A 13,155-nucleotide genomic window follows, 5' to 3' on the forward strand; every position below is an offset into this window, starting at 1 on the left:
CGCGTTACGGTCCAGACCACGGACCGCTGATCCGCACACCCACCAGGCGCGTCCCGGCCGCACCGGCCGCCGGGGACGCGCACCGACGAGGAGGCCGACCTTGGCCCGTACCGCCCCCGCCCCCGATGCCGCGATCCGCGCCCGGCTCGACACCGTGCGGGACCTGCTGCTGTCGCTCGCCCGCGACCTCCACGCGCACCCCGAGACGGCGTTCGCCGAACACCACGCGGCCGACGCCCTCACCCGCCTGCTGGCGGACGCGGGCTTCGCCGTCGAACGCGGTACGGCCGGGCTGCCCACCGCCTTCACCGCCACCGCGGGACCGGCCGACGCCGACCTGACCGTGGGGCTGTGCCTGGAGTACGACGCGCTGCCGGACCTCGGCCACGCCTGCGGGCACAACCTGATCGCCGCCGCCGGAGCGGGCGCCGCCATCGCGCTCGCGGCGGCCGCCGGCGACCTCGGGCTGCGGGTGAAGGCGCTGGGCACGCCCGCGGAGGAGGGCGGCGGCGGCAAGACCCTCATGCTGGACGCGGGGGCCTTCGACGACGTGTCGTGCGCGCTGATGGTCCATCCGGGGCCGGCGGACGACTTCGGCGGCTCCTCCCGGGCCTCACGCGGAGTGGTGGCGGAGTACGAGGGCCGCGCCGCGCACGCGGCCATCGCCCCGCACGACGGCCTGAACGCCGCCGACGCGTGCGTGGTCGCGCAGACCGCGCTGGCCCTGCTGCGCCAGCAACTGCCCGACGGCGTACGGATGCACGGCATCGTCACGCACGGCGGCGACCGCACCAACATCATCCCGGCGCGGGCCCGGATGAAGTGGCAGCTCCGCGCCGACACCCTGGACGAACTGGAGACCCTGTGGCCCCGCATACGGGCCTGCTTCGAGGCGGGCGCGGTGGCCACCGGCTGCGAGCTGACGCTGACCGAACCGTCCCCCGCCTACGCCGACCTGCGGCAGGACGGGTGGCTCGGCGACGCCTACGCACGGCACGTGCGGGCCCTCGGCCGCGACCCCGAGCCCGCGGTCTTCATCGGGGCCTCCACCGACATGGGCAACATCAGCCAGGCCCTGCCCGTCGTCCATCCCACCATCGGCCTGTCCTGCCAGGCCCGGCCGCACACGGCCGAGTTCGCCGAGGCGACCATCGGGGAGCACGCCGACCGCGCGGTGCTGGACGGCGCCCTGGCCATGGCCCTGACAGCCGCTGACCTGGCCGCCGACCCCGAGCAGCGGGCCCGGGTCACGGCGGCGCACCGTGCCCGGGCCCGTCGCGCCGAAGCGGGTCAGCGGCGCTCGTCGGCCGGTTCGCCTCTCGGGTGACCCGCCGCGTTCTGCTGCTCCTCCAGGTTGGTGGAGAAGGTGTCCCCCTCCTTGCCGACCCGCTCGTCCTCGTCCTCGTCGTCCGTGACGTCCAGCTCCGCGTCCTCGAACTCCTTGAGCACCTCGTCGGCGGCGGAGTCGGTGTGCTTGCGGTCGTTTCCCGTCGAATCCATGGAGCGGTCCTTCCTGGGCCCGTCGGCCGTGCGGTACGGCGGACCGGTGTCCGGCCCGCGCTGCGGCCCGGGCCTCGCGGTGCGGTGCGGTCGTGGGGCGTCCGGTACGTACCGGACGCCCCACGCACCAGCGGGTTCCCTGCCGTGCCGTGATCATGCGCCGGGAGCCGGCGGCCCGTTCGCCCGTACGGGTTTCCCGCGCCGTACGGGGGCTACCCGGTGCGGCGGCCGCTCGCGGCGGACCGGGGACGGGCGTCCGGCCGGTCCCGGTTCCGCCGCGACCACCGGGACCAGGAGGTACGTGGGATGTTCCGAGCGATCGCGGACGTACTGAGAGCTGTGGGCAGCACGCTCGCGGCAGTCGTCACCCTGCCGTTCCGGGCACTGGCCCGGCTGTTCGGCGGCGCTTCACGCTCGGCCCGCTGACCCCCGCCGGACCGGCGCGGGAGCCGGGCCGACGGCGGGCGCCGGGCGGTACGGAGGCGGAACACGGAGGCAGGCAGGACGAAGGCGGACGGCCGTTTCGCGGCCGTCCGCCTCCGTGTGCGCGGTCAGGGGTCAGCCGGGCAGCGCCGGGCGGTTCCAGTGCCGGTGCGCCGCGACCGCCTCGGCGAACGCGCCCGTGAAGTCCTGGGCCGTCGTCCCGGCCGAGAGCCGGTCGGTGACGATGCCCGCCTCGGAGACGGTCGCGTCACCGTCGGCCGCCGTACGCAGCTCGCCCGGCAACTGGTCCGCCAGCTTGTCCACGCTCGCCCCCAGGGCACCGATCGGCTTGCCGTGCCGGTAGGCGCTGCGGACGAACCGCAGGGCGGCGTCGTCGGCGGCCGCGTTGCCGGAGTCCAGGCCGCCCGGGGGCAGCAGCACCGCGTCGTAGAGCACCGAGGCCACGGTGGGCAGCGCCCGGTCCACGGCGAGGGTGCTGCCGTCCTTGTCCTGCACGGTGCCGTCCTGCGGGGCGAGCAGCTCCACGATCGCGCCCTGTTCGGTCAGCGCGTCGCGGACGGCGATGGTCTGCGCCGCGTCCACGCCGTCGGAGACCAGCACGGCGATCTGCCGGGTGCTGATCGAGCCGTCCCCGCGGTTGTTCTCCAGGCTCAGCGCGGGGGAGGGGGTCGGCTGCGGCGTGTTCGGGCGCTCCTGCGGCGCCGGGACGCCGATGCCCTCGGCGACCGCGACGGCCAGCGCGTGGTCCACGTACGAGAGCTGCTCGACCGTACGGGCGCGGACCTCCTTGGCGCCCACCTTGCCCAGCTCGAAGCGGAACGCCTCGACGATGTGCTTCTGCTCCCAGCCGGCCATGCTGTGCCAGAACAGGGCCGCCTGCGTGTAGTGGTCCTCGAAGCTGGGGCTGCGGCGCCGGATCTTCCGGCCGTCCACGCGCTCGGTGTAGTGCCGGAAGGCCGGGTCGTCCGGGTCGGCCAGCGCGGGGCAGCCGCCGCCGAGCGAGTTCGGGTGGTAGTTGGCGCCCCGGTGGATCTCGCCCTGGTGGTAACCGTCGCGCTGGTGGTTGCGGACCGGGGCGACCGGCCGGTTCACCGGGATCTGCGCGAAGTTCGGCCCGCCGAGCCGGATGAGCTGGGTGTCCAGGTAGGAGAAGTTGCGGGCCTGGAGCAGCGGGTCGTTGGTGAAGTCGATGCCCGGTACGACGTTCGCCGTGTGGAACGCGACCTGCTCGGTCTCGGCGAAGAAGTTGTCGGGGTTGCGGTTGAGCACCATCCGGCCGATGGGCTCCACCGGGACCTGCTCCTCCGGGATGATCTTGGTGGCGTCCAGCAGGTCGAAGTCGAACTCGTGCTCGTCCGACTCCGGCACCAGTTGCACGCCCAGCTCCCACTCGGGGTAGGCGCCGGCCTCGATGGTGTCCCACAGGTCCCGGCGGTTGAAGTCGGGGTCCCGGCCCTGGGCCTCCTGGGCCTCGTCCCACACCAGGGAGTGCACGCCCAGCTTCGGCTTCCAGTGGAATTTCACGAAGGTGCCTTGACCCTGCGCGTTGACGAACCGGAAGGTGTGCACGCCGAAGCCCTGCATCATCCGGTAGCTGCGCGGGATGGCCCGGTCGGACATCAGCCACATGATCGTGTGCAGCGTCTCGGGCTGCAGCGAGACGAAGTCCCACAGGGTGTCGTGCGCGGAGGCACCCGTCGGGATGTCGTTGTGCGGCTCCGGTTTCACCGCGTGCACGAAGTCCGGGAACTTGATGCCGTCCTGGATGAAGAAGACCGGGAAGTTGTTCCCCACCAGGTCGTAATTGCCCTCCGAGGTGTAGAACTTCGTCGCGAAACCCCGGACGTCACGCACGGTGTCGGCGGAGCCGCGCGGGCCCTGCACGGTGGAGAACCGTACGAATACCGGGGTCTTCACGGACGGGTCCTGGAGGAAGGCGGCCCGGGTGAATTCGGCACACGACCGGTACGGCTGGAAATACCCGTACGCACCCGCTCCGCGCGCGTGCACCACCCGCTCCGGAATCCGCTCGTGGTCGAAGCGGGTGATTTTCTCCCGGAAGTGGAAGTCCTCCATCAAGGTGGGCCCGCGCTCACCGGCCTGGAGGGAATCGTCGGTGTGGTCGACCGGCACGCCCTGGTCGGTTGTCATGGGCCCGGAGGCCGGGTCTTCGGCGCGGAAGCGGTCACGCTGTTCTTGCTTCGGGTCGGCCATCGGATTCTCGCTCCTTGTCTGCCCTGTCCACCTGGGTACGGGCGTCCGCACGACGAATGCGCGCCGCGTCCGGCGGTCCGCCGCGACGGCACTCCGCCGGGCTGGGTATCCGGTGGAACGGGAACCCAAACATGTATTCCGGACCGGTCGGATGACGGGGTGCAGCGGCGCGTGAGCGCTCCGCAGGCGAGCCGCCGCTGATCGTCCTATGCTCGGGGGTGCAGACGTTGGGCGTATACCGCGCACCTGGTCGGACCGGGTGCGCGGGCAGCCGGAGGCTGTCCGGAAGGTGTGCCTCCGCCGTCTCGGAGACGACGCCCAGACCCCGCGTCCGTTGGGAGAGTGGTCCCGTGAGCACAGCCGCCACGGCTCCGTCACGCCGCCGACGAGCTTTTCCGGACACCCCGGACGCGGCCGAGACGAATGCCGTTTTCACACGCCTGGCAGAACTGCCCGAAGGTCCCGAGAAGAGGCGGCTGCGCGATGAACTGACTCGCGCCTGGCTGCCCATGGCCGTACGCCTCGCGCTGCGTTTCCGGGACCGCGGCGAAAACATGGACGATCTGAAACAGGTGGCCGCGCTGGGCTTGGTGAAGGCCATCGGCGGGTACCGGCCGGAGCGTGGCAGCGCATTCGAGAGTTACGCGATCCCCACCATCGTCGGCGAGGTCAAGCGGCATTTCCGGGACTGCACCTGGGGCGTGCACGTACCCCGTCGCGTCCAGGAACTCCGCAACACCGTACGGCTCGCCGTACGCGAACTGGCCGCGGCCTCCGACAGCCGTTTCCCGACCGTCTCGGAGATCGCCGAACGCACCCGGCTCTCCGCCGACGACGTCATCCTCGGCCTGGAAGCCATCGAAAGCTACAAAACCCTTTCGCTGGACGCCGAGCGGCCGGGCGCCGACGACGATTTCGCCCTCCGTGACAGTATCGGCTTCACCGAGTCGCAGTACGAGCTGGTGCTTGCCCGGGAAACGGTGCGCGACGGCCTGCGCGGCCTTCCGGAACGCGAGCGCCGCATCCTGTACATGCGGTTCTTCTGCGATATGACACAGAGCCGTATCGGCGAGGAACTGGGGCTGTCCCAGATGCATGTGTGCCGTCTCATCAAGCGGACCTGCGCCCGCATTCGCGAGCAGGCCGACGGGACCGGCCCCGAGGCGCCCGCCAGTTCGGTTGCGGCATGACCCGGTGAAATGACATGCGGTCCCGCCTTTCCTGGTAGGACCGCAGTAGCAGTGCTGGACACAATGGTGGAGAAGGGCCGGCTTTACATGGGCGAGTGCCAGATGACGTTCGTTCCCGGGGTGCCGTCGTGGGCCACCCTCCTGACGGGGGACCTCGACGTCGCGACGCGTTTCTACGGACCGCTGCTCGGCTGGCGGTTCGAGGCCGGACCGGACCGGTGGGGACCGTACGTACGGGCGATGGCCGGGGACACGGCGGTGGCGGGGCTGAGCGCGGCCGCCCGCCACACCGAACTGCCCAACGCGTGGACCACGTACTTCGGTACGCGCAACGCGGACGAGACGGCGAACGGGGTCCGGGAGCGCGGCGGCACGGTCGCCATCGGCCCGCTGGACTTCGACGCGGGACGGCTGGCGCTGGCCGCCGACCCGGCCGGGGCCAACTTCGGCCTGTGGGAGTGCCGAGAGAGCACCGTCGCGGCCAGCCGGCAGCCGGTCGGCACCGGCGCGCCGGTCTGGGTGGAGCTGCGCACCCGGGACGCGTTCGACGCCGCGCGGTTCTACGGCGACCTCTTCGGCTGGTACAGCGAGGCGGACGGCAGCCCCTACGACGTGCGCTGGGAGGACGAGCGGGTGGTGCTCAGCGTCGACGAGCGGGACGCGGTGGGCCTCTACGGCGGCGCGATCGAGGCGGCGGCCGACCCGCAGGTGCGGCCGCGCTGGAACGTCCACTTCCAGGTGCCGAGCGTCGAGGAGGCCGTGGAGACCGCGAAGAAGCTGGGCGGCCAGGTGGAGTCCCAGGCCGAACGTACCGCGCACGGCCCCGTCGCCGAATTGCGCGACCCGGAGGGCACCCTCTTCCACATCATCGGCGCCGTCACCTGAGCCGACCCGCCGGGCCACGGCACGGCCGCGCCCCGAGCCCGCCGGAACCACAGCAAGCCACGCCCCGGGCTACCGCACCGCCACCAGCACCGCGTCCTCGCCGAACTGCCAGACCGGCGCGGCGTGCCGGAAACCGGCCCGGCGCAGCAGCCGTACGTGGTGGGACAGCGGCAGCCCGTTGTGCACGCTGTGCGCCGTGTGCCGGGCGCGGCGGGCGGTGAACGGGCCGGCCAGCTCCGGGTCGGCGGCGGCAGCGGCCCACCAGGCCGCCCAGTCCTCGCGGCCGGGCGGCCGCTGCCGTTCGGCCCGCCGCAGCCCCACCTGTGCCGCCACCTCCGCCGCCCGGTCGCCCCGCGGGCTGCGGAACCGGTCGCTGTTGACGAGCACACCGCCGGGCCGGACGAGGCCGGCGAGGTCCTCGTACGCCCGGCGCAGCGCGTCCGGCGCCAGGCAGTGCAGGGCCGTCGACGAGACCGCCGCGTCCAGCGGCCGGTCCAGGCCCAGGGCGCCGGTCCAGCCGGCCGCGCCGACCGGCGCCTCGACGAACCGCACCGCGTCGCCGTGGTGGGCCCGGCCCAGCGCCAGCAGGACGGGGTCCTTGTCCACCGCCACGACATCGGCGCCGGGCAGCCGCCGGGCCAGTCGCGCGGCCAGCGATCCGGGCCCGCACCCCAGGTCCAGGACCAGGGACCGCTCCTGCTGCGCGGTGACCTTCTCGACGGCGTCCGCGACGACCGTGAAGCGCTCCTCACGGTCGATCGCGTACCGCTGCTGCTGTCGTTCCCACCGCCGCACCCACAGGGCGGCCGTAGCCGTGCTCAGTCCCATCCGGTCGCGCCACCTCAGCCGTCTCGCACCTGTCCGCCGGTGGCCCTCAACCTACAGGTGAAAACGGTTTCCAATGGCGTGCTGTCACTCCAAAGGGGTCACTCCCCAGGTCAGGCGCACGCTTCCAGCACGTCCAGCAGCCGGTCGATCTCCGCCGGAGAGTTGTACGCGTGCAGGCTCACCCGGACCGAGTGCTGCCGCTCGCCCCCGCTGCCCTGGCACAGACTGTCGGAACGGACCATGAACCCGTGGTCGAACAGGGCGAAGCCGAGATCGCCCGAGTCGATGCCGCGATGCCGGAAGGTCACGATCCCCTGCCGCCGCTGGACGTCCGCGTCCGCCGCCAGACTGCGTCGGCAGCCCACGACCTCGTACGCGGGCAGGTGACGCAGCCCCTCGGTCAGGCGGGCGGCCAGCGCCGCCGCCCACCGCTCGACGCGGCCGGTCCCCACCGAGTCCAGCCAGTCGAACGCGGCCAGCAGGCTCCGGATGCCGGTGGTGTTGGGGCTGCCGTCCCACCCACCGGGCACGAAGGCCGGGCCCCGCGCGTTACGGGCCCACACGGCGCCGGAACCGGGCAGCGCCAGGGCCTTGTGCCCGGAGAAGACGGCGAAGTCCACGTCCAGGTCGGCCAGCGACACCGGGATATGGCCCACGCTCTGCGCCGCGTCCAGGCAGATCGGCACGTCCGGGCCGACCGCCTGCCGGATGCGGTGCACGTTCATGTCCCCGCCGTAGACGTGATGGACATGGGTGACTGCCACGAAACGGGTCCGCGGACCGGCCAGCGAGGCCAAGGCCGCCGGGTCGTAGTCGCCGGACCCCGCCTGGTACGGCATCGGGCGGACCCGTATCCGCAGACCCTGCCGGGCCAGCAGGTCCCGCACCTCGAGCCACGGGACGATGTTCGCCTGGTGGTCGGCGAGCGGGACCACGATCTCGTCGCCGTCGGACAGGTGGCCGGCCAGCCAGTCGTGGGCGACGGCACGCAGTCCCGCCGTCGCCCCGCTGACGAAGTGGACCCCGGACCGCTCCGGGTCCGGATCGCCGAGGAATTCCTTGATCCGCTGCCGGGTCTCCTCGACCAGTGCCGTGGTCCGGTTGGCCCAGGTGTAGGTGCCCCGCCCGGCGTTGGCGTTGCCGGTGGTGAGGTAGTGCTGCACGGCGTCCAGCACGGCCTGCGGCTTCTGCGTCGTGGCGGCGTTGTCCAGGTAGGCGAGCTGCGGGGCGCCCGTGATGATGGGGAACTGGGCGCGTACGCCGGTGTGCCAGGCGTGCAGTTCGTCCAGCGCCGCGGTGGCGGGCACGTTCGTCGTGGTCATCGGCCGTCACTCCCGTACCAGCGGAGCGCCCGCGTCGCGCCAGGCGATGATCCCGCCGCGCAGACTGCGGACATCGGGGTGGCCCATGCGGGCCAGCAGCGCGGCGTACTTCGCGGACTGCTCGCCGACCGGACAGGCCAGCAGCACGGGCCGGCTCTTGCTGAACGGCAGCCCGCCGCGCACCAGTTCACCGAAGAGCTCGTCGACGATGTTGACCGACCCGGCGATGTGCAGCGCGGTGTAGGCGAACGGGCTGCGCAGGTCCACGACGAGCGGCCGGTCGTGCTCGATCCACCGGCGGGCGTCCTCGACGCCGATGTCCGGCGCCCCGCGCACCTCGGCGTCGGAGACAGTGGCCACGGAGTTCGGCTGCGGCGGCCGGCCCAGCAGCTCGGGCCGCCGCTGCCGTACGTACCCGAGATAGCTCTCGATGCGGTCGCACACGATGAACACGGCGGTCCGGCGCCCGGCCGGGCGGTCCGGGTCGGAGTCGGGGCCCGGCGCCGGGCCGTCGTCCAGCTCCCGCAGATGCCGCACGGCACCGAAGTACGCGGCCCCGCTGGTCGGCCCGGCCAGGATGCCGCACCGCCGGGCCAGCGTCAGCATCCCGTCGATCGCCTCGTCGGCGGTGACGGAGGCGATCGTGCCGTACGTGCCCGGGTCGAACAGGCCGACCTCCTGCACCTCGTCGATGGTGCGGATGCCCGGCACGAAGTCCGCCTTGTGCGAGACCAGCCCGACCACCTCCACCCGGGGGTCGTGCTCCCGCAGCACCCGGGCCACCCCGGTGGACGAGCCGGCCGTGCCCACACAGGCGATGAACCAATCCGGTGCCCGGCCGTCCAGATCCTTGACGATCTCCGGGCCGGTGCCCTCCACATGGGCCTGGGTGTTGCGGTCGTTGTAGTACTGGTCCGTGTAGAGGTAGGCGCTGCCCGGCTCGGTGAGGGTCTGGTGGAAGGCGGTCAGCGGGTCGTCGGTATTGGTCGGGTCGAGGCACTCCGTCTGCCCTGGCAGCTCCTCGACCTCCGCGCCCAGCAGCAGGAGCAGATCCTTGATCTCCGGTATGCGCATCCGGTTCGTGACGGTCTTGAACGGCACCCCGTGCATACCGGCGAGCACGGCCAGCGCCTTGGCCGTGTTGCCGCTGGACAGTTCGATGACGGTGCGGTCCTCGTCAGCGGCGGCGGAGAGCCCCGGGCGCACCATGTTCCAGGCCGCCCGGTCCTTGACCGAGCCGAACGGGTTGAGCATCTCCAGCTTCGCGTACAGATCGATGGTGCGCAGGCCGTGCACGGACGGATCGATGCGTACGAGCGGGGTGTTGCCGATGGCGTCGGTGATGCGCTCGAACCTCATGCAGACCCTTTCGTCCGGCGGTTCACGTGCGGCCAGTACTGTTCGTCCAGGCACCAGTGCCAGGAGGCGTCCTCCCGGCCGGTGTCGTCGGCCGGCCCGTCCTGCCATACGGCGACCTTGCGGGCGACGGGCTGCTGCTGCGCCTCGTCGGCGCTGAAGTCCATGCAGTACCCGGCGGTGTTGGCGAATGCCAGCAGGTCTCCGGGGCGCGGTGCGCTCGGCAGGTGGACCGCGCGCCGCGTGATCATGTCGGCCTCCAGGCAGAGGTTGCCCGCGAGGTAGCAGGTCACCGGCCCGGTGTCCGGGGCGCCGCCCGGCGCGGTGCGCGGGACGAGGACCGGGTCGACCAGGACGCCGTGCTCCTCCAGGCCGATGTCGTCGGCGTTCGCGTCCAGGCGCACGAGGAGGTGGCCGGGGCCTGTGCGGCCGGCGGTGCCCGCCCGGTCGGCGTTGTCCGTACGGTCCGAGGGCTCCGGACGGTCGTCCGTGGCTTCCCTACGGTCCGAGGGTTCCGTATGGTCCGTGGCTTCCGTACGGTCCGTGGCTTCCGTACGGCGCACCTCCAGCACCCGCGCCAGCGTGACCCCGCACTGGTCCACCAGCGCGCGCCCGGGTTCCGTGTGCAGCTCGTACAGGTTCTCCAGCAGCAGGGTGGCCAGCGGGCGGCCCAGGGAAGGGGCGGGGAGCGAGAGGAGCGTGTCCAGGTACTGGGCGCCGGCGGTCGGCCGGTGGGCCGGGTACAGCGCGAGGGCGCCGCGCAGTGTGCCGTTCTCGTTGCGCAGCCCGTAGGTGTGGCGGCGCCAGGTCATGGGCGGGCGGGTGCCCAGCGCGGCGTTGGTCAGCTCGGTCGTGTACCGCTGCCACTGGGCGCCGTCGGCGAGGTAGTCGGTGCCGAAGCCGCCGCCGATGTCGACGGCGCGCGGGGTGAAGCCCCGGGCCCGGCACGTGTCCAGGGCCTTGACGCACCCTTCGAGCGCCACCGCCTTCTCGGCCGGGCTGGTCGTGTCGAGGTGGTAGCCCACGCCGGTCAGCTCCACCGCGTCGCGGTGCCGTTCCACCGACTTCAGCAGGCCGTCCAGCTCCGCCTCCGCCGTGCCGAAACGGCTCTGCCGGGTCAGCAGCCGGACACCGGGGGCGCAGAAGCCGGAGAGCCGCAGCAGGATGCGGAGGCGGGGGAGACCGTAATCCCGCACCAGGGCGGCGAGTTGGCCCAGTTCCGCCGGGCTGTCGATGTTCACGGTGGTGCCGGAGCGGGCCGCCAGCCACAGGAACTCCGGGTTCTTCGGCCCGGTCGCCATGATGCGGTCCGGTACGAACCCGGAGCCCAGGGCGTGCTGGAGTTCGCCGAGGGAGGCGACGTCCACGGCGGCTTCCGTGGCGGCGAGCCGCCGTACCAGGGCGCTGGAGCGGTTCGCCTTGTGCGCGAAGAAGATGCCGCCGCTGAGGTGGTGCCGGCGGTAGACGGCCCGGAAGGCGGCCAGGTTCTCGGCTATGCGGTCCGGCAGCACCACGTTCAGCGGCGACCCGAGCCCGCCCGCGAGCGTATGGAGAAACGTCCTTGCGCGCAGCAGGGACGCCAGCCGGGACTCCAACCGCGGTTCGAGGTACAAGGGAACGTCCATACGCAATACTTCCCCCGGTACGGACCCCAGGCCACCTCATCCGCGGAACCGGCCGGGGCGGACCGGCCGCGGGCACCGCCTCCCCGCCGCCTCACCGCCATCTTTCCGTCGCCGGCCCGCCGTCTCCCCGCCGACCGGTCACCCGGTGGCGGTACGCGACTCCGTCAGATGCCGGACGCCGGACCGTACGGCCCAGAAGAAGACCGCGACCGCGAAGACCGCCACCACCAGCGAGTCGTAGGGGGCCGGCAGCCGCGTGGCGCCCCCGAAGCTGCCCAGCCACGACAGCACGGTCAGCACCGCCAGGTACGTCACCAGCCAGGCACCGGTCCGCAGTTCGGCGAGCAGCGGCAGGCGCCGCCCGGCACCGTCCCGGTCGCCGACGGCGTCCGCCGCGCCGTTCCCGGAGCGCCGCATGGCCAGGAAGATCAGCAGCCCGGCGAGGACCAGCGGCAGCGCCAGGCGCAGGGTGTGCCAGCCCGACCAGTAGACGAACTCGCTGGCCACCACGAAGCTGACGGGCGCGATCCAGCGCAGCCCCGGCACCCAGCCGGTGGTGCTGCTCCCCGGATCGGCGAGGAACACGGCGGCGGCGACCGCCGAAGCGCCGTAGATCAGCAGGTACATGTTGCCCATCACGCTCACGATGTCCTGCCAGCCGCCGAACGGCAGCAGGAAGATCACGATCACCGCGAGGTTGATCGCCAGCGCCCGGCGCGGCACCCCGAACCGCTCGTTGACCTTCATGAAGAACCTCGGGATCGTGCGGTTCTTGGCGAGCGCGTAGGTGTGCCGGGCGTTGATGGCCACGCCCACGTACGCCGAGCCGCCGGGGGAGATCACCGCGTCCGCGTACAGCAGGCTGGACAGCCAGTGCAGGTTGAGGATCAACGCGAGCTGCCCGAACGGGGACTCGAAGGAGACGCCCTTCCAGCCGCCGCCGAGCACACTCTCGGGAACCGTGAACAGGAACGCCACCTGCAGCGCCAGATACATGGCGACGGCCAGCGCGATGCCGGTGAGGACGGCGGCGGGGATGGTCTTGCGGGGGTTGCGGGCCTCGCCGGAGAAGTCCAGCGGCGCCTGGAAGCCGTTGACGGAGTAGACGATGCCACCGCCGGCCAGCGCGGTCAGGCAGGCCGCGTACCCGTACGGCGCGAACCCGCCGTGGTCGGTCAGCCGCCCCTCGTGCCAGCCGGAGGCGATGAGCGCGATCACGGTCACCACCGGCACCGCGATCTTGAACACCGAGACCAGGTTGTTCAGCCGCGCGAACATCCGTACCGCGTACCAGTTCAGCGCCGTCAGGACCACGCTCAGCGCGGCGGCGACGCCCACCCCGGTCAGGGTCAGGGTGTGGCCGCTGTAGAGACCGGGCACGTAGTGCGCGGCGTACTGCATGATCGCGCTGATCTCGGCCGCGGTGCCGCCCACCGAGAGCAGCACCGACCAGCCCACCAGGGTGCCGACCAGCCGGCCGCTGGCGAACAGCGGCCAGCGGACCGTACCGCCGCCCTCGGGCCGCGACGCGCCCAGCTCGATCATGACCAGGGCCACCAGGCCGCACAGCAGACCCGCGCCGATCCAGGACAGCAGGGACGCGGGGCCCGCCGTCTGGGCCGCGTACAGGGCGGCGAACAGCCAGCCGGACCCCACGATGTTCGAGAATCCGATCGCGGTGAGCCCCCAGAACCCCAGGTCGCGGCGCAATCGGCGCTCCTGCGCCACCACGGGCGCACCGGCCTCGTCGACCTCACCCGTCACCTGACGTTCCGACACCGAACTTCCTCC

General features: G+C 72.4%; 11 protein-coding genes. 4 read left to right on the top strand and 7 right to left on the bottom strand.

Annotated elements, in window-relative coordinates:
* The first annotated feature begins 100 nt into the window (after nucleotides 1–100).
* Nucleotides 101–1,327, top strand: coding sequence for an amidohydrolase (locus tag EJG53_RS36900; RefSeq protein WP_218041943.1), 1,227 nt, complete (start codon nucleotides 101–103; stop codon nucleotides 1,325–1,327).
* On the opposite strand, the gene EJG53_RS36905 is transcribed toward EJG53_RS36900, so the two are convergent.
* Nucleotides 1,291–1,500, bottom strand: coding sequence for a hypothetical protein (locus EJG53_RS36905; protein ID WP_125048519.1), 210 nt, complete (start codon nucleotides 1,498–1,500; stop codon nucleotides 1,291–1,293). The two genes, EJG53_RS36900 and EJG53_RS36905, sit on opposite strands and share 37 nt — an antisense overlap.
* Before the next feature lie 306 nt (nucleotides 1,501–1,806).
* On the opposite strand from EJG53_RS36905, the gene EJG53_RS43490 reads away from it, so the two are divergent.
* Nucleotides 1,807–1,926: an LPFR motif small protein gene (locus EJG53_RS43490; protein ID WP_280526800.1), complete on the top strand. Its 120-nt coding sequence runs from the start codon at nucleotides 1,807–1,809 to the stop codon at nucleotides 1,924–1,926.
* A gap of 132 nt (nucleotides 1,927–2,058) precedes the next feature.
* On the opposite strand, the gene EJG53_RS36910 is transcribed toward EJG53_RS43490, so the two are convergent.
* Complete coding sequence (locus EJG53_RS36910) at nucleotides 2,059–4,158, bottom strand: catalase (protein WP_125048520.1); 2,100 nt, start codon at nucleotides 4,156–4,158, stop codon at nucleotides 2,059–2,061.
* Nucleotides 4,159–4,508: 350 nt separating this feature from the next.
* On the opposite strand from EJG53_RS36910, the gene EJG53_RS36915 reads away from it, so the two are divergent.
* Both EJG53_RS36915 and EJG53_RS36920 read left to right on the top strand, forming a co-directional pair.
* Nucleotides 4,509–5,348: a SigB/SigF/SigG family RNA polymerase sigma factor gene (locus tag EJG53_RS36915; RefSeq protein ID WP_167515223.1), complete on the top strand. Its 840-nt coding sequence runs from the start codon at nucleotides 4,509–4,511 to the stop codon at nucleotides 5,346–5,348.
* A gap of 51 nt (nucleotides 5,349–5,399) precedes the next feature.
* A complete protein-coding gene (locus EJG53_RS36920) occupies nucleotides 5,400–6,233 on the top strand; it encodes a VOC family protein (protein ID WP_307721708.1) in 834 nt (277 codons plus the stop codon).
* Between the two features lie 69 nt (nucleotides 6,234–6,302).
* Here EJG53_RS36920 and EJG53_RS36925 read toward each other — a convergent pair whose 3' ends face one another.
* The 5 genes from EJG53_RS36925 to EJG53_RS36945 all read right to left on the bottom strand — a co-directional run bounded on the left by EJG53_RS36925 (nucleotide 6,303) and on the right by EJG53_RS36945 (nucleotide 13,143).
* Entirely contained in the window at nucleotides 6,303–7,061 is a 759-nt protein-coding gene (locus EJG53_RS36925; protein WP_125048521.1) for a class I SAM-dependent methyltransferase, read from the bottom strand.
* A gap of 110 nt (nucleotides 7,062–7,171) precedes the next feature.
* Nucleotides 7,172–8,383, bottom strand: coding sequence for an aminotransferase class V-fold PLP-dependent enzyme (locus tag EJG53_RS36930; RefSeq protein ID WP_125048522.1), 1,212 nt, complete (start codon nucleotides 8,381–8,383; stop codon nucleotides 7,172–7,174).
* Nucleotides 8,384–8,389: 6 nt separating this feature from the next.
* Nucleotides 8,390–9,742 (bottom strand): pyridoxal-phosphate dependent enzyme, encoded by a 1,353-nt coding sequence (locus EJG53_RS36935; protein WP_125048523.1) that lies wholly within the window; start codon nucleotides 9,740–9,742, stop codon nucleotides 8,390–8,392.
* Nucleotides 9,739–11,364 (bottom strand): alanine racemase, encoded by a 1,626-nt coding sequence (locus tag EJG53_RS36940; RefSeq protein WP_244955492.1) that lies wholly within the window; start codon nucleotides 11,362–11,364, stop codon nucleotides 9,739–9,741. Before EJG53_RS36940 ends, EJG53_RS36935 begins: the two co-directional genes overlap by 4 nt.
* 138 nt (nucleotides 11,365–11,502) lie before the next feature.
* Entirely contained in the window at nucleotides 11,503–13,143 is a 1,641-nt protein-coding gene (locus EJG53_RS36945; RefSeq protein WP_371858769.1) for an APC family permease, read from the bottom strand.
* Nucleotides 13,144–13,155: the final 12 nt, after the last annotated feature.

Source organism: Streptomyces chrestomyceticus JCM 4735 (assembly GCF_003865135.1).
Taxonomy (GTDB): Bacteria; Actinomycetota; Actinomycetes; order Streptomycetales; family Streptomycetaceae; genus Streptomyces; species Streptomyces chrestomyceticus.

Excerpts from the sequence above, each read along its gene's own strand:
- EJG53_RS36925 (WP_125048521.1), bottom strand. The coding sequence starts at position 7,061 with ATGGGACTGAGCACGGCTACGGCCGCCCTGTGGGTGCGGCGGTGGGAA.
- EJG53_RS36930 (WP_125048522.1), bottom strand. The coding sequence starts at position 8,383 with ATGACCACGACGAACGTGCCCGCCACCGCGGCGCTGGACGAACTGCAC.
- EJG53_RS36905 (WP_125048519.1), bottom strand. The coding sequence starts at position 1,500 with ATGGATTCGACGGGAAACGACCGCAAGCACACCGACTCCGCCGCCGAC.
- EJG53_RS36910 (WP_125048520.1), bottom strand. The coding sequence starts at position 4,158 with ATGGCCGACCCGAAGCAAGAACAGCGTGACCGCTTCCGCGCCGAAGAC.
- EJG53_RS43490 (WP_280526800.1), top strand. The coding sequence starts at position 1,807 with ATGTTCCGAGCGATCGCGGACGTACTGAGAGCTGTGGGCAGCACGCTC.
- EJG53_RS36935 (WP_125048523.1), bottom strand. The coding sequence starts at position 9,742 with ATGAGGTTCGAGCGCATCACCGACGCCATCGGCAACACCCCGCTCGTA.
- EJG53_RS36940 (WP_244955492.1), bottom strand. The coding sequence starts at position 11,364 with ATGGACGTTCCCTTGTACCTCGAACCGCGGTTGGAGTCCCGGCTGGCG.